Raw genomic sequence first — 26,529 nt, 5'->3', positions numbered from 1 at the left:
ACCGTCAAAACTTCCCGCCGAAACTCGCGTCCCGACCAATCAGCATCCGCCAATCAAGGAAACCTTAAAACGAAGGACATCGTCGCCAGCAGCGCCGCCGCCCTCGTTCAGTGATCGGGCTTATAGAGGAGCCTCAGCCCGGGTGTCAACAGGCAATTTTGTAAAACTTACACAAACTGCTCTTGGGGCCTGAATCAGGACGCCAAGCCCTTAAGTTTTCCCACGTTGAAGTTGCCCGTAGAATCCGCACCCTCCAGCGCCACAATCGATGTGGATGAAGGGGACGGCACACGGAAACGAAACGTAAGAGCGCGCCTGATCAAGGGGCATTGTTTAAACAAACTGGAAATGTTCTGGGCGCTTGTGTTGGCGATCGGCAAGCGCCGAATGGCTATCTGCTCCTGGCTTGAATCGCCTCCGACTTGGTTGACGCCTCATTCATGTCCGCATCGATCAGCCGCCCTACCCCGCCGCCGATCGTCTGCAGAAGGCTCTTGGTAGACTCAGACTGCAAATCGATGCGAGCGTTGCCGGGCAATTCACGACCTTCTTGAGCATGCCTTCGCCGCCGTTCAGATAGTTGGAAGGTCGCTGCCGCAAGGGCCTCGCTGCCGCCTTATTCGTTTGATTGTTCGACACTTTCGACACGGAAGGATTGTGCCTTTGATTTACGCCCGTCAATTCGCTGTACTTGCAGCAAGTCTTCTCCTCCTTGCCGCCGCCGGCTGCCAGAAAGAACCCGAATCCACCGCTGCCCAAGCGGCAGGGCCTTGCAAGCCTGAGGCTGCGGAGACCCTGGCAGGAAAAGACAGGATTTCGGATGAAGACGCAAAACAGATAACGGGTGCGACCATCGTCCGGCAGCTGAAGCCCGGCGACCCGGCGACGATGGATTTCCGACAGGAGCGCGTGACGATCGAAACGGATCCGGCCACGGGCAAAATCGTCCGCGCGATGTGCGGATAGACGTCGGTTTAGACGTGAAATGGGCACTCCGGCGATCATTTGATCGCTGGAACGCCCGGGCTGTGTTTTGCCTATAGACGCGAGACATCGAACCGTCGGGGCCACGCGAGTGCCCCCAGAGATATCGGCAGTGTCACCCCTCGGGGCAGGTTACAACGGGCAAAATTACGGCAGTGCTGCCCGGCCGCCAGCCATCGGACCAGAACAAGGGCGGCAAGCAATGTCAGCGCGCTGACCAGGGCCAAGAACACAGAGGGCCCGGCACCCACCGTCGCAGTCGACGTCGAATGGCTTCAAAGCGCATTCACTGTCCGGAGTAGCGTGCTCTTGGTCGGATCAGATGTCCGCTTTCCACCTGCTCCATGGCATGGGCAAGCCAGCCGACCGTGCGCGCGAGAGCAAAGATCACCATCGGCGCCTCGTCGGGCAGATCGAACGTGGCGGCGAGCGAAGCTAGCGCGAAGTCGATGTTTACCGGCTCGCCCAGAAGGTCTTCGCCTGCTTCGGCCAACAATCCATAGAGAGGCGGCGCTTCGAAACTTTCGATGATCGCCTTGGCGCGCGGATCACCCTGAGGATAGAGGCGATGGCCGAAGGCCCGGACAGCGCCTTCCGAACCCAGTATTCCGCGTATCGCCTCCCGGACGCCAACCGCGTTCGCCCGCTCTACAAGCTGCGTGACGCTGAGCCAGGCGCCGCCATGGCGGGGGCCGGTCAGCGTCGCAAGTCCGGAGAGGACAGCCGCCGAAAGCGCCGCACCGGACGAGGCGGTCACGCGTGCTGCAAACGCGGAAACATTCAGTTCGTGCTCCGCCGCCAAGACAAGCGCTTTTCGTATGGACGCGGCTGCCGCCGGCCGTTTCCATCCGATTGCCAACCGCATATGCAACGGCAGCGGCTCCGGCCACGGCGCCAGTGCCGCCGCCACCGTCGACAACACATCGGCGGCCTCAATCCTCAAGATAGGCGAGGCGCGACCAAGAGCCGGCAGGTCGTCAGCCACCCGCGCGGCAAGGCTGATCAAGGCTGCGGCCAAACGAGATCGATCCGCCAACACATAATTGGCTGCTTGGACAGTGACGTTCGGTGTCTGCCAGAGCAGGGTCGCGACGTCTTCCAGATCGGCTGTCAACGAGAGCTCAACCGCATCATGGCCACGATAAGACAGGCGTCCATCGGCAATACTGGAGATCGTCGTGGGTAGGACCGGGTCGCCCCAGCGGATCGCCTCGGCGGCGACGGCCGATGCGCGCGGGCGGCCCGCGTGACGTTCCGCCAGCCGCCTGACATCGTCAGCCTGATAAAGGCTGCGGCGCGAGTCGACTGGATCAGCCTTCGCGCGTATGCGCCCACGGCTCACATTCGCATAAAGCGTCTGCGGTTTGGTGCCGAGCTGACTGAGCGCCTCCTCAGCGGTGATCCAGAGCGTGTTCATATTGATCAAATTTATCAAGATTGACGTCAATACATCTTAGCCGGACCATTCTCCCGGTAAAGGAGAAACATCTATGAAAAACGGACTTGAAGATGTCATCGCCGCTGAAACGCAGCTCTCGGATGTGGATGGCGAGGCCGGTCGACTGGTCATTCGTGGTGTGTCGCTCGAACACCTCGTTGATGACGCCAGCTATGAGGATGTCGTTATCCTTCTGCTTGGTGGCCTGATCGAAGGAAATCTGCAGAAGGAGGAACTGCGCCGGCGTCTGGGGCACATGCGGACAGAGGTCTTCGCAGATATCCGGACTATCGACGACCATATACTGGAATTGCCACCCGTCGACATCATGCGCGCGCTCATCGCGCGGCTGCCTGATGGTGACGATCTCGAGGCAGCGCTCCGCCTACTTGCTGCACCCGCCGTCTTCCTGCCGGCAATCCTGCGCCTGAAGAATGGCGACAAGCCGATTGCCCCATCGTCGTCGCTCTCCCAATCGGCAGACATTCTCGCGATGCTTGGCGGCGGGCTGCCGAGCGCGGAAAAGGTCAAAGCACTCGATGCCTATCTCGTGACGATTTCCGACCATGGCCTTAACGCTTCGACTTTCGCGTCAAGGGTGATCGCCTCCACCGGAGCCGGCCTCACATCGTCCGTCCTCGGGGCGATCGGTGCCCTCAAGGGGCCACTTCATGGCGGCGCGCCCGGACCGGTGCTCGACATGCTCGATGCGATCGGAACGCAAGAGAACGCGAAAGCATGGCTCAATCAGGCGCTTGATCGCGGCGAACGGCTGATGGGGTTCGGCCACAGAGTGTACCGCGTCCGCGATCCACGCGCCGATGCGCTAAAACTTGCTCTGAAGCCACTGATCGAGGCCGGGCAGGTTGATCGTGAACGCACCGAGCTTGCAAGCGCAGTCGAGCAGGCGGCGCTGGCTATCCTCAAGGAGCGCAAGCCGGACCGGCCGCTCGACGTCAATGTTGAATTTTACACGGCACTACTGCTCGATGCGTTGGGCTTCCCGAGAGACGCGTTCACCGGCGTATTCGCCATCGGCCGCACCATCGGCTGGATTGCCCATGCACGCGAGCAGGCGCTCAAAGGTCGCCTGATCCGCCCGCGCTCCGTTTATGTCGGCCCGCTGCCACGGGCTGCCTAAGTCACTGACATGGCGCCTACGGCAGGCAACCGCGCAGCCGCCCACCCACTTTGTTCAGCCTTTGCCGAAGAGCCGTTGGAGCCGGGTCGAAAAACCCGGCTCCAACGGCTGCATGACAAAGACACGCCCGATGTCAAGCCTTGATGAAGGCCAGGACGTCGGCGTTGAACTTGTCGGGTTCGATCTGGGCCAGACCATGTGCCCCACCCTTGTAAACGATGAGCTTGGCGTCCTTGACGATCTTGGCCGTCTTTGCGGCGGATGCGGCAAACGGAACGATCTGGTCGTCATCGCCGTGGATCACCAGCGTCGGGCGATCGATCTTCTTCAGGTCGTCGGTGTAGTCGACTTCGGAGAATTCGCGGATGCAATCATAGTGACCCTTGATCGAGCCGACCATGCCCTGCAGCCAGAAGGATTCGCGAAGCCCGTCATTCATCTTGGCGCCTTCGAGGTTGAAGCCATAGAAGGGAAGAGTGAGTTCCTTGAAGAACTGCGAGCGATCGCCCGCGGTGCCCTTGCGAATGCCGTCGAAAACCTCAATCGGCGTTCCTTCTGGGTTCGCCGCAGTCTTCAGCATGAGCGGAGGGACCGCGCCGACGAGAACCACCTTGGCAACGCGCCCGCTGCCGTGACGGCCGATATAATGGGCCACTTCGCCGCCGCCGGTCGAATGCCCGATCAGGATCGCATCCTTGAGGTCGAGTTTCTCGATCAGTTCCGCCAGATCGTCGGCATACTGATCCATGTTGTTGCCGTCCCACGGCTGGTCCGAACGACCATGGCCGCGCCGATCGTGGGCGATGACGCGGTAGCCGTTCTGCCCGAAGAACAGCATCTGGGCTTCCCAGGCGTCGCCCGATAGCGGCCAGCCGTGTGAGAAGACGATCGGCTGTCCCTTGCCCCAATCCTTGTAGAAGATGTTGGTGCCGTCCTTGGTAGTGATGAAACTCATGGGGTTCTCTCCATCTGGTGTTGGGATCGGGTTCTGGGCGCCCAGGCCGAGGCCGGGCAGAAACAAGGTGGCGCCGACTGCGCCGGCGGTCCTGAGGACCGTTCGGCGGGCAACTGGAAAAAGCGCGTTCCAATCTGTCATGGCGTCTCCTTGATATTATCTCTCGCCTGCGTCAGGCGCTCCGGCCCGACAGTCAGCAGGTGGCGAACGAGCGGAGTTGCGTCGCCGCGATGGAATTTGCGCACCTCCTGCTGCAGGTCGGCATCGGCCTTGGAGACCCGTCGATGCTGGCGCAGGTGCTCGGCCCAGGATTCGACGAAGAACCATTCGACCATGATCTCCGGATCAGCAGTGTCTTCCGTCACACCCCAGCCATAGGCACCGTCCCGCCGCCGTTCCGAAGAAAGCCTGTAGAGAGCGCTCGTGAACCCCTGTCGATCGGCGGGATCGACGCGATATTCTATGGTGATCAGCACGGGGCCGCGGTCATTGTCGATCGGCGAGGCCGTCAACGGCTCGGGCCAGTGATTAGAGGCGACCAGATCAGCCTCACCGGCAGGCAGCTTCACGAGGTGAAACACCACGCCAACGACCACCAGCCCGGCGGCGCCGACCAGAAGGGTCGCCGGAACGCCAAGGAGTTCCGCTATGGCACCCCAGGCCAGGCTTCCGGCGGTCATCGCGCCGTTGAACACCGTGAGGTAGACCGCAAGCGCCCTACCGCGCACCCAGTTCGGCAGGATCGCCTGAGCCGCGCCGTTGAGTGTCGTCAGCGCGGTTATCCATGCGGCCCCGAGGCTCAGCAACAGGATGATCGCCACCCATTGCGGCGGTGCAGATGACAGGCCGGCCATGACGACGGCCGTGACCAGCGCGGCGGCGAGCAACAGCCCATCTGCACTGAGGAGCCTACGCAGCCGCGGCATGACGAGGGCGCCGCCGATCGCTCCGGCTCCTACGGCCCCGAGAAGGACCCCGTAAAAGCCGGCATCCCCGCCGAGAAGGTTGCGTGCAACGAGCGGCAGCAGCGCCCAGACGGCGCTCGAAAACGCGAAGAACACGGCAGCGCGCAGCAGCACCACGTGCAGTTCGCGGCTGGCGCGCGCATAGCGCAGACCCGCACGAAATGCGCCGGCGAACTTCTCCGACAAGCCATCGTCCGCACCGGGTGCACGCCGCCACCAAAGCAGGGCCGCGATGACGAAGAGATAGCTCGCAACGTCGGTCGCATAGGTAATGGCCGCACCGAAGCTCGCAAGGATGAGCCCGCCGACCGCAGGGCCAATGGCACGCGAGATGTTGATGCCGAGCGAGTTCAGCGCGACGGCGCTCTTCAACTCCTGCCGTGTGACGAGTTCGGGAACGATCGATTGCCAGGTGGGTGCCATCAGCGCAGCACCTATGCCGCCAAGAAAGGTCAGCGCCACGAGCGAGCTGACGCTCTGCAATCCGGTCGCTGAAAGCAGCATGAGCCCGAGGCTGACGGACGCCAGCAGAAGTTGGATGACGATCAGAAACCGGCGGCGATCAAGGATATCAGACAGAACGCCCGCAGGTATGGCGAGCAGGAAGATCGGAAGGGTCGCAGCCGCCTGAACCATGGCAACGGCCGCCGGAGCACCGGAGAGATCGGTCACCAGCCATGAACTGGCGACGTCGCGGATGAAACTGCCGGTATTGCCGATGACGGTGGCCACCCAAAGGACGGCAAAGACGGGCTGGCGCAGCGGTGCAAAGCCGCCTGCGGCCGGCGGCGGCGTGACATTCTGGGTCATGGCAGCGGTTCGCCTCCCGCCTCGCTTCGACGGTCAAGATCGTACCACGCGACCAGCAGGAAGGCGCCGGCAAGGCCGAGATGCTCGAAGAAGGCGTTGGTCGCCATGAACCGTTCCTGGCCGGGGGCCAGCTCCCAGAAGCGCAAGGCGATGAAGGTTGCGGCGAGCGTGAACGCGGCGAGGCCGAGAGCGGCCAGCCAACGCAGAATGCCTGCGAGGATCATGGCCGAGGCGAGAAGTTCGAAGACGATCACCGCCACCGCGAAAAGCGCGGCCGGCTGAAGTCCGAAATGGTTCATCTCGCCGAGAGCGGCATCAAAGTCGAGGATCTTCGTCAACGGCCCCTGGATATAGGCGGCGCAGAGCCCAAGATGGGCGATGAACCGAATAGCGGGCGTGGTCACAAACGGCTGGACACCGGCCGCCAGCCGCGACGCAATTGTGGAGGAATGTGTCATTGCGGCTCCCTCCTTACACCGCCCAGCAGGCGCAGCCGAGCGCGCCGAAGAAACCCTTGAGATCGGCGATCGGCAGGCGTGATGTCCAGGCGCCGGCGTGGTCGTGGCCGTGGACATTGCAGTCGTTCAGGCATCCGCATGTGGTGATTGCGGTGCGGCGAAGGCTTCGGCTGCCGGCACCTTCCGGCTCGCCCCAGGCGGCATAGCCACCGAAGGTCCTGACCGGCGACCAGTCGGGCATGGCGGGCGGCACCGGGTTTTCGTCATGGGTGGCGAAGTCACCGGCGGCATAGACGACCTTGCCGCCGACCACCGTCAGCTCGGACGTCAGGAACGAGATCTCGTCCTCGGCGCAGGCGAAGAAGTCCTTGTTCGGCACGATCAGGTCGGCGAACTGGCCGTTTTCGATCCGGCCTTTCTTGCCTTCCTCGTTGGAAAACCAGGTGACCTTTTCGGTCCACATCCGCAGCGCCGTCTCGCGATCGAGGCAATTGGCGCGCGGATAGAGTTGCAGCCCGCCCACCGTCTTGCCGGTCACCATCCACGACAGCGAGACCCAGGGATTGTAGGAGGCGACACGGGTGGCATCGGTACCGGCGGAAACATTGACGCCCTTGTCGAGCATCCGTTTGATCGGCGGTGTCGCTTCGGCGACGCCGTGGCCGTAGCGCTCGACAAAATATTCGCCCTGATAGGCCATGCGATGCTGGGTTGCGATGCCGCCGCCAAGCGCGGCGATCCGGTCGATCGAGCGCTCGGAAATTGTCTCGGCATGGTCGAAGAACCAGTTCAGGCCTTCAAGCGGGATGTCCTTGTTGACCTTCTCGAACACGTCGAGTGCGCGGGAGATCGTCTCGTCATAGGTGGCATGAAGACGCCAGGGCCAGCGGTTTTCGGCAAGGACCCGCACCACCTCTTCCAGTTCGCCTTCCATTTCCGGAGCCATCTCCGGGCGCGGCTGGCGGAAGTCTTCGAAGTCCGCAGCCGAAAACACCAGCATCTCACCGGCGCCATTGTGGCGGAAATAGTCGTTGCCCTGCTTGTACTTCACCGATGATGTCCAGTTGAGGAAGTCCTGCTTTTCCTCCTTCGGCTTCTGGGTGAAGAGGTTGTAGGCCAGCCGCACGGTCATGTGCCCCTCATCGGCGAGCTTCTGGATGACCGCATAGTCGTCCGGATAGTTCTGGAAACCGCCGCCGGCATCGATCACGCCGGTGACGCCGAGCCGGTTGAGTTCGCGCATGAAATGCCGGGTCGAATTGACCTGGTATTCGAAGGGCAGCTTCGGCCCCTTGGCAAGGGTCGAATAGAGAATGCCGGCATTGGGCTTGGCCAGCAGCAGACCAGTCGGATTGCCCTGGGTGTCGCGGGTGATTTCGCCGCCCGGCGGGTTCGGCGTGTCCCTGGTGTAGCCAACGGCACGCAGCGCCGCACCGTTGAGCAGCGCACGGTCATAGAGATGCAACAGGAAGACCGGCGTGTCGGGCGCGATTGCGTTGATCTCGTCGATGGTCGGCAGGCGCTTTTCGGCAAACTGATGCTCGGTGAAGCCGCCGACGACGCGCACCCATTGCGGCGCTGGCGTGATCGCCACCTGCCGCTTCAGCATATCCATCGCGTCGGCGAGCGAACGCACCCCGTCCCATCGCAGCTCCATGTTGAAGTTCAGACCGCCGCGAACGACGTGGGTGTGGTTGTCGATCAGCCCGGGCAGGACGCGCTTGCCCTTGAGATCGATGATCCTGGTGTCGGGACCGGCGAGCGCCATGATCTCCTGATCCTGGCCGACGGCGAGAAACCTGCCGTCCTTGATCGCGACCGCACTGGCGTTGGGATTGGAGCGGTCAAGCGTGGTGACGAGCCCGTGATGCAGGATAATATCGGCGTCCATCGGATTGTCTCCCTTGGTCGAAACGGTGTCGGCGGCAAGCGCCGGCGAAAACAGCGAGGGGAAGGCGAGCGTCGAGGCTGCCCCCAGAAAACCGCGGCGTGTCGGCATCAGCCCACCTCCCCTTTCGAAGAACGGTCGCGCGTCGCCACGTCATGGTCGGTTCCCGTCGGCAGCGCGCCGAAAACGTGGGGCACGCAACGGCTGTTGAACCAGGAGACGGTGACCGGCGCGCCAGAGACCAGCCGCTTGACGAGCGGAACGGCCTGTTCGCCGACGAGGATGCCGAGCAGGCCAAGCAGGGCGATCACGGGCGGCGCCGGCGAGCGTACATTCAGCAGTCCGTAGATGACACCGACCAGCAGACCGACGCCGAGCGACAGAAGATACATTTTCATCGAGTTCTCCTCACGGGACGGGTTGCCCGCTTCTCCGTCCCGCCGACTGGCGAGACGGCAACCTTCGGAATGAGGACGATCAGTGGCCTTCGGAGGCGCCGAACATCGTCTTGGCGTAGATAATGCCGAGGCCGTAGGCGCCGCCGAACTTCTTGGCGATACCGGTCGTCATGTCATAGGTCTCGGTGCGGGCCCAGTCGCGCTGGAGCTCGAGCATATATTGCAGCGACGTCATCGGCCGAACGCCAGCCTGGACCATGCGGTCCATCGCCCGATCGTGTGCCTCGTCCGAGACGTCACCGCAGGCATCGGCAATCACATAAACCTCGAAGCCCTGATCGAGCGCCGAGAGCGTCGGGCCGACGATGCAGACGCTGGTCCAGAGGCCGCAAAAGACCAGCCGCTTCTTGCCGATGGCGTTGACATTGTCGATGACGGCGGCGTCTTCCCAGGTGTTCATCGAGGTGCGGTCGAGAAGGCCCTGGCCTGGAAAGGCATCGGTGATCTCTGAGAACATCGGGCCCGAGAAAGCCTTCTCCGCCACCGTCGTCAGAATGGTGGAAACGCCGAAGCCGGCGGCCGCATGCGCGACCAGCGCCGCATTGTTGCGCAGCAAGACAGCATCGATCGACTTCGTCGCAAAGGCCATCTGCGACTGGAAATCGATCATGATCAGCGTGTGGTCTTTCGGCGAAACCAGGAGGCTGCCGGGCGTCGGCGTAGCGTTTAAGGTCATGGTCATCATCTCCTCGATGTCCTGGATTCTGAAGATCCGCAGGGAATGACCCGACTATGCCCGTGCCGGGCTGCCCGTTCTTGTCGGATATGCTGATGTTTTGAACATTCTGCCCGAGATGAATCGCAAGCAAAGCGCAAAAGTCATATTGGAAGCAACGGCATAAGGATGGAGCGCGTGCCGCCGCAAGCAAGGCCTGCGCGCGGCCAAACCGCTAGGCCCTGCGACTGCGCCGCCAGGCGCCGGGGGATGCCCCCGTCGCCCGGGCAAAGACGCGCGTGAAGTGGCTCTGATCGGCAAAGCCGCTGGCGACCGCGATTTCACCGATCGTCAGCGACGAAAATTCCAGCATGTCGCGCGCCCTGTCCAACCGCTGCTGCAGGAACCATTGGAACGGCGTGATACCCAGTGTTTGGCGAAAGGCGCGCAGGAACGTGCCCTGTGACAGATGACAAGCCTCAGCGAGTTCCTCGATCGACAAATCGCCGCCAAGCCTGCTTCGCATTAGTTCCTGCACGATCGACAGGCTGCGCGCCGAGAGCCTGCGCCCCTTGATCGCCGCCCCCGACGTCGTGCGGTGGCTCGCACTGCCGTAGTGTTGAGCGACGTGGATTCCGATCGCCACCGACAATTGGTCGACGAACAAGGGGCTTCTCTCCAATTGGCCGTTCATGTCTGCAAACAGCGCCGCCATCAGCCCGCCCAACACTGGATCGGCTCGCTCGCCGACCGCACACAGTTCGCGGACACCGCTCAGATCGGCGCAGTCGGCCATCCGCTCGATCGCGCTGTGCCCCACCTCGAGCAAAACAAAATCGAAGCTGCCGGAGAGATCCGCCTGATAGGGATCGTGAAAGTTTCGGAGGTAGACGGAGTTCTCGTCGAACTCATGCATTGTCTCGTGATGTTCGTGAAGGATCCGCCGGCGATGGCCGCCCGACAGTGACAGGCCGAGCAGATAACCGCGGTTGTTGGCCGGCGTGTGCACGCGCTCGCGCGGTGCGGACTGCGCTTTCTTGCGATAAAAAGTCAACCCGGCGCCGTCGATCCGCCGGTCTTCGTCGAGGCCAGCCACTGTACATCCGAAACTGTCGCGGGGTGGAGGTGCGATCGCGATCGAAGAAGCTGCTGTCATACCTCTGCCTCCCCACAACTTCGCTGCCTGCCCGCGACCACGCGGGTGCCGACTGCGGCGGTCTCAACTTTTGCACGACACCGCTTCGCCAGCGTGCTTGTGCAGCATTGCGTCCGAACATCACGATCATATGAACCGAATGGCTGTCTTGTCGATGGCATCGCGGCTATTGTCTTCCGTCACAGGGGCGCTTTTCTCCAGCTCCAGGCGTCGAGTACGCCGGAAGCGCGCTGGCGTTTCGCCGGCGATCGCCACGAATGTCTTAGTCATATGGCTCTGATCGGCAAAGCCGCAGGATATGGCAATCTCTGCGATCGGCACGTTCTTCAACAACAGTTCCTTCGCACGGGTAACCCGATATTCGGCCAGCCACCGCAAAGGCGTACAGCCGAAGCTCACCTTGAATGCCTTGATGAAATAGCTTTTCGACAACGCACAGGCCTCGGCAAGCTCGCTGAGCGAGAACTGCCCATCGACATGGCCCGAGAGAAAGTCGAGCGCCCTTTTCTCCTGCCACGCAGCCAGCGTCCCCTTGCGCTCTTTGGGTAGATAGAGCCCGCCATAGGTCTGCATCAAATGCGTCAGAATCGCGAGGCTCACCTGGTCGAGAAAGAGCTGGCTTGCCTCTTGCGGTCTCTCGAAAGCTGGAAGCAATGCCTGCGCTAGCCCCAGCATGACGCCGTCATGCGTGCCCGGCGAACACCGCAGACCGGTAAAGTCAGGCCGGCCCTGTTCAGTCGCAAAGGCGCGCATCTGCGAGAACGGTATCTGAAAGCGCACATTGTCAAAGGGCGACAGGTGATGGCAGCGCCATTCCTCGCGCAGGTCGGTGATGGCAAGCGCTCCCTTGCGATGCCCGCCTTCAAAGACAAGGGTGCCGCCCCGCCACAGCCGATGCAGGCGAAAATCACTGAGCTGCGTGATGATGTTGAACGCCTCCTCGCGCCTGGTGGCAACCGCCGGACCTAGGTCGCAGCCATCACTGCTCAACCGCGTCAGGGTTATGGGGGGAACACGCAGGATCGATCGGCGCAAGGCGCCCACTTCGCTGGCCGTTTCTGGACGAGGCTCTAAATTCAACAAAATTCCCCGAAAGTGCACCAGGCATTCAAGCAATGCAGAATACGATACACTGCCGCCAACAATCAATTCCGTCCCGCGAGCGGCGCTAATGCAGAGGTGCGCTCCGCCAGGCTTGTGGTGTCGTTCCGGTCTCCCCCAGAAACACCGTCGTGAAATGGCTGAGACTGCTGAAGCCGCAAAGGAACGCGATCGAGCCCAGAGGCAGTGAACTCGCGCGCAGAAGCTGCTTGGCCTGAACAACGCGCCGACGCATCTGCAATTGATGGGGCGCCCGTGTCGCTTCCTGCCGAACGTGGAAAGCCGTCGGATCATTGGAACCGTCGAAAGGATTTCCGCCTTCGTCGCCCTGCATCTCGGCCGAATGGTGGTGCAGAAGATGGGCGCAAACGGCCACGGCGACATGCTGCAGCAGCTCGGGTGGGCTGCTGTCCATACGTTCAAAAAGGGCCAGAAGCGCCAGTCCGAGACTGCAGAGTATCGAGTCCGCTTCGCCACGCCGGCACACCAGCCGTTGTGGCTTGACCGTCGGTGACAGGGCGGCGACTTCCGCGATCAGATTCTTGGGAAGGACGAAGGCAAGCGCGCTCAGGTCGCTATGGAGCGCGATCGAGGCCCCCTGGCGCAGATCGACGAGACATATCGAGCCGCGCACGTATCGGCGAACAGCAGACCTCTCGCCGTTTACCTTGATGTCCGCATGTTCGGCATCATCGAGGTAAAGCATCAGAAAATAGGCTTCACATGCGGGTAGAGCCACTTCTGGCCGCTGCGCCCGTGTCAGACGCCTTCGAATTCGGGTGACCGAAAAGACCGCGGCCTCCATCGGGATCGTCGTGAGGCACGGAGCGTCCGGCGTTCCAAAATAGCGCCCCACGCACCCCATTTCCGGACAAGGAGAAGTCAACTCTAGCCTCCCAACAGACGCACTGCGTCATGGCCAAAGCATTGCAAACATTTGATCAAAAACCTCGGTGCATCCGAGACTGGCATGCAAGACCCATCATGGCACGAGACCGTTTTTCGCGACCGCTCTGGCCTCATGGAATGTCTACCGGTTCATCTTTTGCCCACCGTAGGGGCAATCCGCGCGCAGCGACAAGGGCTTCGCGCGGATTCAGTCGGGAATGTTCAAAAAGGAAGACCGTCGTTCAATAAGATGGGATCCGCCTAGCCAAAAATCGCGCTGGGCCAGACATTTATGGCAGACATTTGCTATCGCCAGAAACGTTTCGCATCCACCAGATCGACACACAGGCGTCTTCGGCCGCCTCAAGCGGACCCCTTCTTATTGCCTTTTGCGATCAGGACGCCGCTGCCGGAACCCCGGACAGTCTCGGACGTTGCATTGACCGGTCGCGTAATTCTAACCAACATCGGGAGTTCTGCGAAAATCTCCGCGCTTGAAGACCTCCGCCAGGATCCTGGTCCCCATATCCGCTTCCTGTTCGGAGAGCCCCGAAAATCCCAGCAGCAGCCTGGATGTGTCCGATGAAGCGACATTCATGCGGGAAAGGGGCATCACAACAACGCCTTTCTTTAGCGCAGCCTGTGAGACGGCGGTGTCGTTGCTCCAGGTCCCTGTGCTGCGCACGGTCAGATTGATGCCCTGATCCGGCAGCAAAATGCCGAGATGTTCGCTGGTACGGTCTTTCAAGAGATCTGCAAGCAAATCGCGTGAGGCACGCAGACGCTCTCTGAGCCGGCGCAGATGCGCCGGAAAATATCCCTCATTGAAAAAGTCGCCGACGACACGCTGCTGAAACGTCGGAGGACAACGGTCAAGCGCGGGACGCACGGCCCTGAATACCGGTACCAGATCCATCGGAACCACGAGATAGCCGATGCGCAGGCTCGGCAGCAGGGCCTTGCTGAACGTGCCCGTATAGAGGACCCGGCCGGCCGGATCGAGGCCCTGAAGCGATGCGATCGGATGCCCATCGTAGCGAAACTCGCTGTCATAATCGTCCTCGACGATCCAGCAGCCATTCTCCCGCGCATAAGCGAGCAACTCCAGCCGCCGGGGCAGCGAGAGGACGGAACCGACGGGGTACTGGTTTGATGGCGTCACATAGAACAGCGTCGGCGGCAGGGAGCAGGCAGCCAACTTTTCCGTCATGATGCCGTCGGCATCAACGGGAAGACCGATGATTTTTACGCCATTCAGTGCCAGGCATTGTCTGGCCGGCGGATAACAGGGGTCTTCGACGACAGCCGTATCGCCCGGCGTCATCAGGACGCGGAACGCGAGATCAAGCGCTTGCTGTGTCCCGGCGGTGATAAATATCTGCTCGGCCGCGCAACGCACCCCGCGTGAGGCGGCCAAATGAGCCGCAATGGCGCTCCGCAGCTCGAATTCGCCCTGAATGTCGCCGTAGCCTTCTGCGGCATAGTTCATGTGCCGGCCGGCAATGCGGTTCAGCAATCTCGCTGTCCGATCGTCATGAGCGATGCGCCCCGTGACAAACGGCAAAACCTTCTGCGGTTCGAGGCTAGGCCCGGAGGTGAGAACTCTCGTGGCAGCGTCGGAGACAGCGCGGCGGGTCGAGTAGGCGATCGTCTCATTGCGATGGTCGATTCTGGACAGCCCGCCTGGAACGCCTGACGCAATATATGTACCGGACCCATGCCGGGCGACCGCAAAACCTTCCGCGACGAGGATTTCATAGGCTTCGGCAACCGAGCCGCGTGAAAGCTTCCATTCCTTTGCGGCCAGACGTGTCGATGGCAGCCGTTGCCCGGCATCCAGCCGACCGTCAGCAATTGCACCGCGCAGGGAAAGATAGAGCTGTCTCACCAAGGGTGCTGGCGAAGAGGTATCGATACTTGGCCGAAAACCCACCGACGGGCTCTCTCTTCGCCGTTTCAGTGTCATGGGCGCCTTTCGTCAGAGTGGCTCATCAATCTCGCCAATAGTGGCTCTGTAATCTTCTCATATATTGAATTTAAATCGAGCCACTTTCAAGCCGGCATCACAACGACGTCGGCCGGAAATCAAATTGCGCCTGCGCCGACACGGGACACCAATACGGGAAATGGCATTGCCGTCAGTCTCGGACCTCTGTCAGCTCTGTCATTTCGGAGACTTTTATGACCCCTTCTTCGACCAGCCTGCGTATTGCCGTCCTCTTCGGCGGACGCTCGGCCGAACACGACGTTTCCGTGCTTTCGGCTACCAATGTCATGCGCGCTCTGGAGCCTGCAAAATATGATGCCGTGCCGATTTTCGTGACGCGCGAAGGTCAATGGCTGTTGAGCCACTTCGACAATGGTGTGCTTGCCAAACCTGCGAGCGGCACGCAGGTCAGCCTTGTTCCCGGCGGGCACGGACGCATGGTGGCGATTTCGGCCGAGGGAAAGATGAGCGATGCCGGTACCATCGACATTCTGTTTCCGGTATTGCACGGCCTTCATGGTGAAGATGGCTCTGTGCAGGGGCTCGCAGAGGTGGCGCGCGTACCGCTCGCCGGCTGCGGGATTCTCGGCTCGGCGACCGCACTCGACAAGGATATTGCCAAGCAGCTTCTGAAGGCCGCCGGCCTCCCGGTCGCGCGCTCGGTGACGATCCACAAGGATGCGGCACCTGATCTCGCTGTACTCGAAGGCGAACTCGGGCTGCCGCTGTTCATCAAACCCGCCCGGCAGGGGTCATCCGTTGGCGTTAGAAAGGTATCAGGCAGCCAGGAGTTCGCGCCGGCGTTGGTCGAAGGTTTCCAGCATGATGGCAAGCTGCTTGCCGAGGAATATGTCGCTGGGCGCGAGATTGAATTCAGCGTGCTGGAAGATCCGAAAGGTGGCCTTTTCGTCTCTCGTCCCGGCGAGATCATCCCGGCCGAATCCCACGGCTTTTACAGCTACAACGCAAAATACATCGACGAGGACGGCGCGGCGCTCAAGGTACCAGCGGAACTGCCGCCCGAAGTTGAGGCAGAGATGAGGGCAGCGGCGGCAAGGGCATTCAGGGCTTTGGGCTGCGATGCCATGGCGCGTGTCGACTTCTTTCTGACGACGGGCATGACGTTCGTTGTCAACGAAGTGAACACCATTCCCGGTTTTACCGACATCAGCATGTATTCCAAGGCGATGGCGGCAAGCGGCGTCAGTTATGCCGAAATCATTGACAAGCTCATCGTGCATGGCCTGACACGTGCCGGCCGAAGCGGCTGAACATGCAAACACAGACCCGTCAGCCGAGCGGGCGGATCAAACGGATCCGTCCAAGGACGGGCCCCACTTTCGAAAATGAGCTCAAGCCGAGACGCCGGCATGGATCAGACGCGATCGAGGAACTCGAGCACTCGGATGGTGAGCAACGCGGTCGCATCCGCGTCGTACGACGGGAGCGAACTGTCGGCGAAGTAGTGCTGATCGCCGGGGTACAGGAATAGCTCCGCGTCCTCGACCTTCTCCACGATCTCGCGGGCCGCGTCGATGTCGCCCTCCCCGACGAAGATCGGGTCGTTGTCCATACCGTGGATTTGGACCGCGACGCCATCAGGCCAAGGCCCAAAGGCCCACTCACCGCTGATCGGCAGGCAAGAGTAGAAGAGCAAGGCTCCGCGGGCTCCGGGCCGCGTCTGTGCCAGCTTCTGTGCCGGCAACACACCGAACGAGAACCCAGCGTAGACGAGTTCGGGAGGCAGTTCGTTCGCGACGCGGACCCCGCGCTCCCGCATTTCGTCGAATCCGACCTTGCCGATGTAGGCTAAGCCCTCGTCGATACTCTCGAACGTGCGTCCGTCGAACAGGTCCGGCGTGTGCACGATGTGACCGGCGGCCCGCAAATCGTCGGCGAACGCCCGCACACCCGGGGTCAGCCCCTGTGCGTGGTGAAACAACAGGACCTCAGCCATATGGAGCCTCCGGGTGTGATGGTCGGGCGCACGTTCGATCACTCTATAGCGACGTCGCCCTGCCGGGAAGAATGCGGACACGTTATAGAGATTTCGTCCCCAGCTAGTCTTGGCCGCTGCCGAGTTCGTCGTGAACAACCCTGCCACCAAGCAGCGTCAGCACCGAGCGCAGCTGATGGATGTCGGATGCCGGCATTGTCAGATACGGCCTATCCAGGACGGCGATGTTAGCCATTTTTCCCGCCGACAAGCCGCCTCGCTCGTTTTCGTGAAAGGCAATCCAAGCGGCATTGTTGGTATAGAGCCTCAGCGCCTCATGCCGGTCGAGCAAGCATGGTTCGTTCCAATCGCCAGCGGGTTTTCACTTTGCCCGTGATCGGTGGTTGCCACATCGGCTGCCGGGTTCTACCATAGGTTTCTCTGTCGGTTATCACTTGGGTATCTTTGATGAGGCCCCCGATGAAGGTATTGCTGTCTACACTAGCGCTATCCGGCCACTTGATTTCTTCAGCCGTGGCCGAAGACGGGAAGATTCCAGCCTATTTCGTTCTGGATCAAACCTATGGAGGTGGCTTCGACACCGCCGCCTGGCAGGCCGCGATCGATGCCATCAAGGGTCATGGGAGGCTGGTGCATACTTACAATTTTGCTGGAGACAAACAGGTCGTCAGCCAAGTACAGCAGGACGTAGCCAAGGCAAACGCCCAAAAGCCGATCTACCTGGTGAATGAGAAAGTGGCCAAGGATTCCACCGAACTCCGGCAATCGCTGGCCACGTTCAAGGAGCAGTTGCGGAACGATACGAACTCCAAGGGATCGCAGGTTGTCGCCGAATGGCCGATGTGCGCGCTGGTCGAGCAAGGCTCGGAAGGCGCGGTCCGGGCCATGCAGGGAGGTGTGATCCTGTTGATCGACCACCCCCAGGCCGCAGCCCATTGCTACGCGATGGTACAATCATATTTCCTCACTCCGGCCGCACCGGACGGCAAGCGGGCCGCGCCGGTCAGCGTCGACGCTACGACCGTCGCGATGCAGGCGATGTTGCCGCCCATGAAGCTCGCCAGGCACATATTGGCAGACAAGTCGGCATCCAAACGCGGAGATTTTGTCGAGCGCCAGACAAACGTCTTTAAGCCGGGCGAAGAGATCTTCATCTATGCCTATTTAGAGAATGTCGGGCGGATCAACGTCGGCACGCCAATGTCAAGCTACGAGATCGGCCTCGATATCGAGGTGCGAGACCGTGCGGGCAAGGTTCTCAAGACATTCCCCAACGCGCACGTGTTCAAGGCCGAATCTCCCCCACCATTTCCGGTTTCCGCCAAGCATTTTACCAATTTCGCCACTGCCGGCATCGCTCTGCACGACCCAGGAGACTACGTCGTGGCATACATCTTCCGCGACCGCTCGCGCCCAGAAACGCCGCCGGTGACCGCCGCGTTCGAGGTGACTGTCAAGTAGTGGCCCCAGTCATTCGATGGCGTCGTGTTGCTCAGTCGCTTCACAGCGTCGAGAGAATAACGAGATTGCCGGGCTAGCTTCCGTTGATGATCATATCCGCGGCTTTTTCGGCGACCATCATCGTCGGGGCATTGATGTTTCCGGCCGTGATGTTGGGGAAGATCGAAGCGTCAACTACTCGCAACCCATGCAACCCATGCACCTTTAGCGATGAATCGACGACTGAGGTTGAAGCATCCGGCCCCATCGCTGCGGTGCCGCACAGGTGATAGATTGAACCGCTATGCTCCCGAAAATAGTCCAGGAGCTCGGCGTCGGTGGAAGCTTCTGCGGAAGGAGGCATTTCGCTTGCAGTAATCGATTGCAGTGCCGGTGCGCTCATGATTTTGCGCGCAAGCCGACTTGCCTGAAGCGCCTCCGCCTCGTCATGGGCAGTCGTCAGGTAGTTGGGGTTGATGCGCGGTGCAACGGCGACATCGGGCGACGCGATCGTGACGCTGCCGCGGCTTGAGGGCCTGCATGCATTGAACGCCAACAGGAAACCGGAATAGGGCTCCGGCTTCAGACCGGCGCGCGGGTCGGACGGAATGCGATAGGAAAGCGGGTTGAAATAGAGCTGGATATTCGGCCTCTCCTCGCCCGGCTCACCGCGCAGGAAGCCTCCGGCCTGGTTGACGCTGAGAGCCAAGGGACCGCGTCTTGTCAGCACGTAGCGCAGCGCCTGCCGCGCCTGACCGAACAGGTTCCCCAGCTCGTCGTTCAGCGTCGGAACCCTCGAGCGGTAGTAGAAGCTCGCACAAAGATGATCCTGAAGGTTTCTCCCAACCGCCGGCAAATGTCGGACGACGGGGATACCGAACGTTTGCAGCTCTCGGCCATCGCCGATACCGGAGAGCTGCAAGAGTTTCGGCGTATCGACCGCACCGGCACATAGGATCACCTCGTTCCGGGCGGAATAGGTTACCATCCCATCGGGTGTGGCAACCTCCACGCCGGTCGCCCTTCCCTGCTCGATGACGACCCTTCTGGCATGGCACTTGCGCAGGATGGAGAGGTTGGGGCGCTTGAGAGCCGGCCGCAGATAGGCGAACGATGAGGACGAGCGCACGCCATTTCGCGTATTGATATCGTAAATCCCTGCGCCCTCGATCGACCCGCCATTGAAGTCGGTATTGAGCGGCAGTTGCAGTTCGGCACAGGCAGAAAGGAACCGCGCGGTAATCGGATGGGTCTGGTCGCGCATCGGCGTGACGTGGATGGGTCCGTCCCCGCCATGAAATTCGGACTGGCCATGCGCATGGGTTTCGAGCTTCTTGAAATAGGGCAGCACGTCCTCATGGGCCCAGCCGGGATTGCCGGCCTTAGCCCAGTCGTCGAAATCCGCCGCGGCGCCTCGCACGAAGATCATGGCGTTTATCGAACCCGAGCCGCCTTGCACCTTGCCGCGCGGCGCATAGATGCGGCGGTTGTTCAGGGCGGCTTCCGGCTCGGTCCAGTACATCCAGTTGACGTTCGGGTCATAGTAGGACCGCGCATAGCCGACGGGGATGCGAAACCACGGTGAACTGTCGTTGCCGCCCGCCTCGAGCAGCAGCACGCTGTGTTTGCCTGCCTCGCTCAAGCGCGCCGCAACGATACAGCCGGCGGATCCCGCCCCGACAATGATGTAGTCGTAAGTGGTCATGTGTTCCTCAACCGCGGGCCGGGGCAAATGCCTTGATGTCGGCGGGCTTGTCGTCCATCTGCAGGTGCAGACGCTTTCCTTCGTAGGGCGAACGCTTTTCAACCACCTCGAGATTGAGCTCCACGCCGAGCCCCGGTTCGCAAGACGGGATGAGATAGCCATCGTCGAACTGCAATGGCGTCTTGAGAATCTCGGCGTAGAAGCCTGAGAAGTCGATGATCGCCTCGTGGATGAGGAAATTGGGGGTGGCCGCAGCGAGCTGGATGCTCGCCGCCGCCCCGATCGGTCCGTTGTAGAGGTGCGGTGCGATCTGCGCATAGTGCGCCTCGGCCATGCCGGCGATCTTCTTTGCCTCCAGCAAGCCGCCGCACCGCGCGACGTTCATCTGCAGGATCGAGGCTGCGCCCGTTTCAAGCACGCGCTGGAACTCGTATTTGGTCGTCAGCCGCTCGCCCGTGGCAATGGGGATAGAGGTTGCCTTGGCAACAGATGCCATCGCTGCCTCCTGACCAGGCGGCACCGGCTCCTCGAACCAGAGCGGATCGTATTTTTCGAGCCGTCGCGCAAGGCGAATGGCCGAGGACGGCACCATCTGGCCATGGGTGCCCAAGAGCAGGTCGGCTCGCCCGCCGACCGCGGCACGGACCTTGGCGCAGAATTCTTCGCACCGCTCCATGACGCCAAGCGAAAGCTGGTGGCCGGAATAGGCGGTGTAGGGGCCGGCCGGATCGAACTTGACGGCGGTGAACCCCTTCGTGTCGACCATTTCCGCCGCGAAGTCGGCGGCAAGCTCTGGATCGTTGTAATCATATTCGCCGGCTGCATTCTTGGGGTAGAGATAGGTGTAGGCACGCAGCTTTTCGTGCACGAGGCCGCCCAGCAGCTTGTGCACCGGTCGGCCGGCAGCCTTGCCGATGATGTCCCAGCAGGCGATTTCGAGACCGGAGACGACGCCCATGATCGTCGGGTCCGGGCGCTGCGTGAAGCCGCTCGAATAGGCCGAACGCCAGAAGCGCTCGATATCGTGCGGATCGTGGCCGAGGAGATGGCGCTCGAACACATCCTCGATCAGCGGCACCAACGCGTTCGGATGGAAGGCGGTCGCGTAGATTTCCCCGACCCCTTCGATGCCGCACTTCGTGGTGAGCCTGACGAAGATCCAGTACATCCCGCCGATATGGGGCGGTGGGACGGCAACGACATGAACGGCGAGCGAAGCGATCTGCATGTTGAAGTTCCTTCTGACGAATCCGATCAGTGCTTCAGCACCACGAGACGAGTTTGTGTGAATTCGAGCATGCCGTGCTTGCCGTCATCGCCCCCGAGGCCCGAGCGCTTCCAGCCTGCATGGAATCCCTGATAGGGATCCGCCGGGAAGCGGTTCACATAGAGTTCGCCGGCCTCGATGGTGTCGGCAAAGCGCATGACCGTGCTGTAGTTGTTGGTGAAGAGAACCGAACTCAGACCGAACTGGTGATCGTTGGCAAGCGCCAGGGCTTCCTCGACGCTGTCATAGGAAAGCACGGCGAGAACTGGGCCGAACACCTCTTCGGCGACGACGTCCATCTCCTGCCGGCAGTTGGAAAGCAGGGTTGGCGGGTAGTAGTTGCCCACGCCTTCCGGCAGTACGCCGCCAGCCTCTATGCGTGCCCCCTGCTCCACCGCATGGCGAACCATCGCGTGAACATTGGCCTGTGCCGATTTCGTTTCAAGTGGTCCCATACGCGTCGGATCGCTGGCGCGGTCGCCGAACGTCCTTGCCGCAAAGCCGGTGCGAAGCCGCTCGAGAAGTGCGTCGTGGATGGACGTATGCACATAGACCCGTTCTGGCGCCGTGCAGACCTGCCCGCAATGATTGGTCTTGGCGGCAACGAGCTGAGCGGCAACCGCATCGATATCCGCATCGGGTTCGACAATGACAGGTGTCTTGCCGCCGAGTTCCAGTGATGGCTTGGCGATATTCGCCTTGCAATATTCGAGAACGACGCGGCCGGCCTGCAGGCTACCGGTGAGCGTTATCATGCCGACCGACGGCTGGGTGCAAAGTGTCGCGGCGACGTCATGCGACATGGTCAAGATGTTGACCAGCCCGGCCGGAAGGTCCGCGTCGAGCGCCGCCTCGGCGATCTCGAAAGCGGAGGCAGGCGTCGAGTTGCTCGGCCGCACCACAACGGCGTTGCCAGCGATCAGTGCGGGGGCAATCTTGCGCACCAGCGTATAGACCGGAAAATTGAACGGGATGAGGCAGGCAACGACCCCGATCGGCTCACGCTTCAGAAGCAAGGTCTCGCCCGGATTGTCGCTCTGGATCACTTCCCCTTCGATCCGGCGCGCCCACTCCGCATGATAGCGCATCAGCTCGACGCCATAGATCGCTTCTGCCGTGGCATCGGCGAGGCTCTTGCCGGACTCCAGAGCGAGCGCCGCGCCGATCTGGCCGGCGCGCGCCTCGATTGCCGCCGCGAAACGGCGCAAGGCATCCCCGCGAGCGATCGCCGGCAAGGCTTTCCATGTCTTCTGCGCTGCGGCTGCGTTTTCAACCGCTGCGATTGCCTCCAGCGCGCTCGCCGCGGGCACCCTCGCAATGACCTCTCCGTTTGAGGGATCGAGCACCGGGACCAAGTCCGATGCGGGCTGAAACGCGCCGGCGACAAAGTTGCGATAGTCGGTCAAGACGATATCCTTTTATGTTTCCACCATAGGACAGGCTTCAGAACGTGCTCCGGCCGGGAGCCGCATCGAGTAATGTTCTTGTGTAAGGGTGGCTCGGGTCAAGGAGCACTTTCGCTGCCTCGCCCCGTTCGACGATCTCGCTCGCTGAGGCACCAGAGATGAAGACGAATCGCGCTCGGCCCGCAGAGATTGTTTGCAGGTTCAGCCTGAAGGCTCGCCTTGACAAGACAGTATTCTGAACGAAAGCGCCGCGCGTCTTATCAGACACGCAAAGGTCGCTGTAGCACTTCGAAATGCTGCGAAAGCGCCCAACGTTGACTGGAACTGGCGATGGTTGCACCGAGACAATCCCGCCAACGATCGACTTCGGCCGCGAACCGCTCAGGTATCCGGCAACGTGAAGACTGCGCAAGCGCCGCGATGCCGCGCAGCACGTGTTCGCCCAGCGACACCAGCGGCGTGACGGTCTCGGCGGCGACCGCGCCCGAGATCAGCACCGACCGGCCGAGCGGCCGGCAAAGGCCCTCCAGTCGGCTGACCAGGTTTACCGCGGGACCGATTGCGGTGAAGTCCAGCCGGTCGGCCGTGCCGATATTGCCCCACAGCATTTCGCCGAGATGCAGTGCCGCGCCGAAGGGCAGCGGCGGTAGCCCCTCTGCCTGTCGCAGGGCATCGAGGTGGGCCATGCCTGCGTGGGCGGCGGCGACCGCTCGCAGCGCCGCTTCGCAGGCGTCAACCGGTGCACTGGCAACCGGGAAGATTGCCAGCACGCCATCGCCGACAAACTTCAGCACCTCGCCACCGAAGGCGTGTATCGCACCGGCAACACGGTCGAACCAGGCGTCGAGGACAGCGATCATTGCCGCAGGTTCCGTCGCCTCGGACAGGGCGGTGAAGTTCCGCAGATCGGCGCAAAGCAGCACAGCGCGGATAGTTTCTCCGGTGCCGCGGTGCAGCGCGCCCGCCTGCACCCGGGCGGCACTGCGTCGGCCGAGATAGGCCTCGAGCAGCGTTGCAAGGGCCGCCCGCTCGGCCAAGGCAGCCAAAGGCGCGGTGGCGAAGCGCGCGGTCTGCCGCAGTCGGCCGATCTCAGCAGGGTCGAACAGACGCGTGCCGGCCCAGCCAAGCAACCGCCCGTCCGGCGCTGGGCCAACCGTGTCCTCCTGCACCGGGCCAAGCGCACTCAGCCAATCGCCCCCAGCCTGGCTTTGCGGGCTGTCGGCAAAGCCCAGTGCTTCGATCACTGCTCCGGTCTCGGCTCGCCACAGCCAGGTGCGGCGGGTAACGATCGGATGGGGCACCGCCAGTGTCAGGGTACCGCCGACCAACGGAAAGCCGTCGGCCAGCAGCCGGCCGCCGAGTTCGGCCAAGAACCGGTCGGGGCCAAGCGAGGCGCTGGCCTCGTCCACCAGCCAGGCGAGATGGGTGGGCAGATCCATGCACGATCATACCGTCAGGTCCCCAACCTGTCATCCGTGCAGGTGGTAGCGCGGTTAGCCCAGCGAGCATATCATCGTGGAAGGAGCTGATCCGATAGCCGTCAATTCTGCGCCGCAGTCTGGGCAGATCATAGCAACCAAAGGGGAAGCCGATGCAAGAGGCCCTCATCGTCCGCCGTGAAGCACACATCCCGGCTCCGCCAGCCGCGGTGTTCGCTCTGCTGACAGATCCTGAGAAAATCCTGCGCTGGATGGGAACGGAGGCGCAGATCGAGCCGCAGCGCGGCGGGCTCTACCTCGTCAACGTCACCGGGGCCCGTTTCGCTCGTGGTTCATTCCGCGAGGTGGTGCCGGTGCACCGCCTGGTATACAGCTTCGGCTGGGAAGACAGCGAAGTGGTGCCGCCGGCCTCAAGCCTTGTCGAGATCGACCTCGTCGAACAACCACCGGACGGAACGCTGCTTCGCCTTACCCACACGGGCCTGCCCAGTGCCGAGCAGTGCGCCGGTCACGCGGAAGGCTGGGCCCATTACCTAGACCGGTTGGCCGAGGTTGCCGCCGGGCGTGATCCGGGGCCGGACCCCTGGCACGGCCGCACTGGTAGGGAATGACTCCGCGGCCAGTATCTTGGCACCTGAGCCTGCCGGCCTGCATTGGCGCTCAGCGATCAAAGGATGAACCCGTTAGGCAAGCATGCTGGGTACGGGATCACTGACTATACTGAATTCACCGTCGCAAAGGCGGTAGAACCCGTCTTGAGGAACGGGTAACTCCAACATTTCGCGCTTCGAAAGACCGGAATACACGCCGCGCACCAATCTACCAAACAGCCCATGAGAAACCGCAACCGTTGGATTGGTGACGTCTGCGATCCAGTCCTTTGCCCGGGAGCACGCAGCATCGAAGCTCTCTCCGTCTGGAGACTTGAAATACCAGTCGAAAGCGTCGGAGCCATCCAGCATTTCCGGAAACTCGGTGTCGATCTCGAACTTCGTCATCCCGTCCCAACAGCCGACGGAAACCTCCATCAGGCGGGCTTCTTCATGGGTTGCCAGTGGCAGCACCCGCTTCACGCGTTCTGCAGTTTGTCGCGTTCGGCCTAGAGGGCTAATGTGCATTTGGAATGATTGCCTACTTTCCGAAATTTCCTTCTGAAGGAGTTTCGCGACGCGATCCGCCTGTTCGATGCCGCGCTCCGTAAGGGGAGAATCTTTCTGCCCCTGGAACCGACCCAAGGTGTTCCAAATGGTCTCGCCATGGCGAAGCAGGTAAATCATCAATGTTGCCCCAAACGAAGTAATGCGTGGATTAAGTGAGTTCTTGGACCGAAGGAGTGGTCTCTTGTCACGGCGAATTTGTGCAGGACATCGATGAAAGGGTGATGGCCCCAATTGGCACTCCTGCAGCCTGACGTTTCGCGTAGATTGAGTGCATCTGCTACTTCAAGTCGCATTCTTGACACGTGCGGTCGCCAACGTGAAGGAAGTTTGAGCTTCATCGTTCTCTTGCGCCAAGCAGTCTCCGCTGGTGATGAGGGATCGCACTGAGCATACGAACTCTCCCTGCCGTCGAACGCAAAACACCCCCGGATCGCTCCGGAGGTGTCGTATCAACTTGCATGGCGCTGCCCGAGCGGGCGCGCCTTTCACTCATCAGGCAGACAGTGCCTTGAACTCGGAGAGGATGGCTTCGCCCATCTCGACGGTTCCGACCTGGCGTGCGCCTTCGGCCATGATGTCGCCGGTGCGGATGCCCTTGTCGAGCACGGTGGCGATCGCCTTTTCCAGGTTGTCGGCTTCCGTCACCAGGTTGAAGGAGTAGCGCAGGCACATGGCAAACGAGGCGATCATGGCGATCGGGTTGGCGATGCCCTTGCCGGCAATGTCAGGGGCCGAACCGTGCACCGGCTCGTAGAGCGCCTTGCGCTTGCCGGTGACACCATCCGGTGCACCGAGCGAGGCCGAAGGCAGCATGCCGAGCGAGCCGGTCAGCATCGCCGCCACGTCCGACAGCATGTCGCCGAACAGGTTGTCGGTGACGATGACGTCGAACTGCTTGGGCTGGCGCACCAGCTGCATGCCGCCGGCATCGGCCAGCATATGCTCGAGCTGGACATCGGAATATTTCGCCTTGTGGGTTTCGGTCACCACCTGGTTCCACAACACGCCCGACTTCATGACGTTGCGCTTTTCCATCGAGCAGACACGGTTGTTGCGGGTGCGGGCCAGTTCGAAGGCAACGCCGGCGATGCGCTCGATCTCGTAGGTGTCGTAGACCTGGGTGTCGATGCCGCGCTTCTGGCCATTGCCGAGATCGATGATTTCCTTCGGCTCGCCGAAATAGACACCGCCGGTCAACTCGCGCACGATCAGGATGTCGAGGCCTTCGACCAGTTCCGGCTTCAGCGACGATGCGGCGGAAAGCGCCGGAT

At 61.7% G+C, this 26,529-nt stretch carries 23 protein-coding genes and 1 pseudogene; 5 read left to right on the top strand and 19 right to left on the bottom strand.

The features are described 5' to 3' along the window. Nucleotides 1-663 precede the first annotated feature (663 nt). Nucleotides 664-966 (top strand): I78 family peptidase inhibitor, encoded by a 303-nt coding sequence (locus BKP54_RS33445; protein WP_057210398.1) that lies wholly within the window; start codon nt 664-666, stop codon nt 964-966. A gap of 304 nt (nt 967-1,270) precedes the next feature. Here BKP54_RS33445 and BKP54_RS33440 read toward each other — a convergent pair whose 3' ends face one another. Continuing rightward, nucleotides 1,271-2,401 carry a citrate synthase gene (locus BKP54_RS33440; RefSeq protein WP_198956908.1) on the bottom strand — a complete coding sequence of 377 codons (1,131 nt, stop codon included), beginning with the start codon at nt 2,399-2,401 and terminating at the stop codon, nt 1,271-1,273. A gap of 73 nt (nt 2,402-2,474) precedes the next feature. On the opposite strand from BKP54_RS33440, the gene BKP54_RS33435 reads away from it, so the two are divergent. Then, a complete protein-coding gene (locus BKP54_RS33435) occupies nt 2,475-3,563 on the top strand; it encodes a citrate synthase/methylcitrate synthase (RefSeq protein ID WP_084815640.1) in 1,089 nt (362 codons plus the stop codon). Between the two features lie 133 nt (nt 3,564-3,696). Here the strand turns inward: BKP54_RS33435 and BKP54_RS33430 are convergent, their stop codons facing one another. The 10 genes from BKP54_RS33430 to BKP54_RS33385 form a co-directional block, all read right to left on the bottom strand. Further along, on the bottom strand, nt 3,697-4,518 hold the full coding sequence (locus BKP54_RS33430; RefSeq protein WP_025430078.1) for an alpha/beta hydrolase: 822 nt from the start codon (nt 4,516-4,518) through the stop codon (nt 3,697-3,699). A 137-nt stretch (nt 4,519-4,655) separates the two neighbouring features. Beyond that, nucleotides 4,656-6,293, bottom strand: coding sequence for an MFS transporter (locus BKP54_RS33425; RefSeq protein WP_084815639.1), 1,638 nt, complete (start codon nt 6,291-6,293; stop codon nt 4,656-4,658). Next, the gene (locus BKP54_RS33420; protein ID WP_084815638.1) at nt 6,290-6,751 is read right to left on the bottom strand and encodes a DoxX family protein; all 462 of its coding nucleotides are present in this window, start codon (nt 6,749-6,751) and stop codon (nt 6,290-6,292) included. The genes BKP54_RS33425 and BKP54_RS33420 overlap by 4 nt, the downstream gene beginning before the upstream one ends. 13 nt (nt 6,752-6,764) lie before the next feature. Next, on the bottom strand, nt 6,765-8,750 hold the full coding sequence (locus BKP54_RS33415; protein ID WP_128090565.1) for an amidohydrolase: 1,986 nt from the start codon (nt 8,748-8,750) through the stop codon (nt 6,765-6,767). Then, entirely contained in the window at nt 8,750-9,037 is a 288-nt protein-coding gene (locus BKP54_RS33410) for a DUF1427 family protein (RefSeq protein WP_025430081.1), read from the bottom strand. Before BKP54_RS33410 ends, BKP54_RS33415 begins: the two co-directional genes overlap by 1 nt. Nucleotides 9,038-9,116: 79 nt before the next feature. Continuing rightward, a complete protein-coding gene (locus BKP54_RS33405) occupies nt 9,117-9,773 on the bottom strand; it encodes a hydrolase (RefSeq protein ID WP_057210453.1) in 657 nt (218 codons plus the stop codon). Nucleotides 9,774-9,987: 214 nt separating this feature from the next. Continuing rightward, nucleotides 9,988-10,908, bottom strand: a complete 921-nt coding sequence (locus BKP54_RS33400; protein WP_084815637.1) for a helix-turn-helix domain-containing protein — start codon at nt 10,906-10,908, stop codon at nt 9,988-9,990. A 126-nt stretch (nt 10,909-11,034) separates the two neighbouring features. Further along, a complete protein-coding gene (locus tag BKP54_RS33395) occupies nt 11,035-11,907 on the bottom strand; it encodes an AraC family transcriptional regulator (protein WP_348626787.1) in 873 nt (290 codons plus the stop codon). 169 nt (nt 11,908-12,076) lie between these two features. Continuing rightward, the gene (locus BKP54_RS33390) at nt 12,077-12,865 is read right to left on the bottom strand and encodes a helix-turn-helix transcriptional regulator (RefSeq protein WP_245318010.1); all 789 of its coding nucleotides are present in this window, start codon (nt 12,863-12,865) and stop codon (nt 12,077-12,079) included. Between the two features lie 489 nt (nt 12,866-13,354). Further along, entirely contained in the window at nt 13,355-14,413 is a 1,059-nt protein-coding gene (locus BKP54_RS33385) for a PLP-dependent aminotransferase family protein (RefSeq protein WP_245318008.1), read from the bottom strand. A 665-nt stretch (nt 14,414-15,078) separates the two neighbouring features. Between BKP54_RS33385 and BKP54_RS33380 the strand changes: the two genes are divergently transcribed. Then, nucleotides 15,079-16,155 (top strand): D-alanine--D-alanine ligase family protein, encoded by a 1,077-nt coding sequence (locus tag BKP54_RS33380; RefSeq protein ID WP_084815633.1) that lies wholly within the window; start codon nt 15,079-15,081, stop codon nt 16,153-16,155. 104 nt (nt 16,156-16,259) lie between these two features. Here BKP54_RS33380 and BKP54_RS33375 read toward each other — a convergent pair whose 3' ends face one another. Both BKP54_RS33375 and BKP54_RS33370 read right to left on the bottom strand, forming a co-directional pair. Then, complete coding sequence (locus tag BKP54_RS33375) at nt 16,260-16,841, bottom strand: dienelactone hydrolase family protein (RefSeq protein WP_084815632.1); 582 nt, start codon at nt 16,839-16,841, stop codon at nt 16,260-16,262. Between the two features lie 103 nt (nt 16,842-16,944). Next, nucleotides 16,945-17,172, bottom strand: coding sequence for an amidohydrolase family protein (locus BKP54_RS33370; RefSeq protein ID WP_084815631.1), 228 nt, complete (start codon nt 17,170-17,172; stop codon nt 16,945-16,947). Nucleotides 17,173-17,300: 128 nt separating this feature from the next. On the opposite strand from BKP54_RS33370, the gene BKP54_RS33365 reads away from it, so the two are divergent. After that, on the top strand, nt 17,301-18,302 hold the full coding sequence (locus BKP54_RS33365; RefSeq protein WP_128090564.1) for a hypothetical protein: 1,002 nt from the start codon (nt 17,301-17,303) through the stop codon (nt 18,300-18,302). Nucleotides 18,303-18,375: 73 nt separating this feature from the next. Here BKP54_RS33365 and BKP54_RS33360 read toward each other — a convergent pair whose 3' ends face one another. From BKP54_RS33360 to BKP54_RS33340, 4 genes and pseudogenes are all read right to left on the bottom strand, one after another. Continuing rightward, entirely contained in the window at nt 18,376-19,986 is a 1,611-nt protein-coding gene (locus BKP54_RS33360) for an FAD-dependent oxidoreductase (RefSeq protein ID WP_084815629.1), read from the bottom strand. Between the two features lie 7 nt (nt 19,987-19,993). Then, nucleotides 19,994-21,214: a mandelate racemase/muconate lactonizing enzyme family protein gene (locus BKP54_RS33355; protein WP_084815628.1), complete on the bottom strand. Its 1,221-nt coding sequence runs from the start codon at nt 21,212-21,214 to the stop codon at nt 19,994-19,996. 26 nt (nt 21,215-21,240) lie between these two features. Continuing rightward, nucleotides 21,241-22,659 (bottom strand): aldehyde dehydrogenase family protein, encoded by a 1,419-nt coding sequence (locus tag BKP54_RS33350; protein ID WP_025430093.1) that lies wholly within the window; start codon nt 22,657-22,659, stop codon nt 21,241-21,243. Between the two features lie 381 nt (nt 22,660-23,040). Further along, nucleotides 23,041-24,098 (bottom strand): annotated as a pseudogene (locus BKP54_RS33340) (adenylate/guanylate cyclase domain-containing protein). A 152-nt stretch (nt 24,099-24,250) separates the two neighbouring features. Between BKP54_RS33340 and BKP54_RS33335 the strand changes: the two are divergent. Further along, complete coding sequence (locus tag BKP54_RS33335) at nt 24,251-24,709, top strand: SRPBCC family protein (protein WP_025430095.1); 459 nt, start codon at nt 24,251-24,253, stop codon at nt 24,707-24,709. A 72-nt stretch (nt 24,710-24,781) separates the two neighbouring features. Here BKP54_RS33335 and BKP54_RS33330 read toward each other — a convergent pair whose 3' ends face one another. Continuing rightward, nucleotides 24,782-25,375: a histidine phosphatase family protein gene (locus tag BKP54_RS33330; RefSeq protein WP_025430096.1), complete on the bottom strand. Its 594-nt coding sequence runs from the start codon at nt 25,373-25,375 to the stop codon at nt 24,782-24,784. Between the two features lie 375 nt (nt 25,376-25,750). Then, nucleotides 25,751-26,529 (bottom strand): 3-isopropylmalate dehydrogenase (leuB, locus tag BKP54_RS33325; protein ID WP_084815627.1); only part of this gene is annotated, 779 nt, incomplete at its 5' end.

This window comes from Ensifer sp. 1H6 (genome assembly GCF_001976035.1).
Taxonomy (GTDB): domain Bacteria; phylum Pseudomonadota; class Alphaproteobacteria; order Rhizobiales; family Rhizobiaceae; genus Ensifer; species Ensifer canadensis.
The sequence above is the reverse complement of the archived record's forward strand: the minus strand, read 5'-3'. Positions and strand labels throughout refer to the sequence as shown.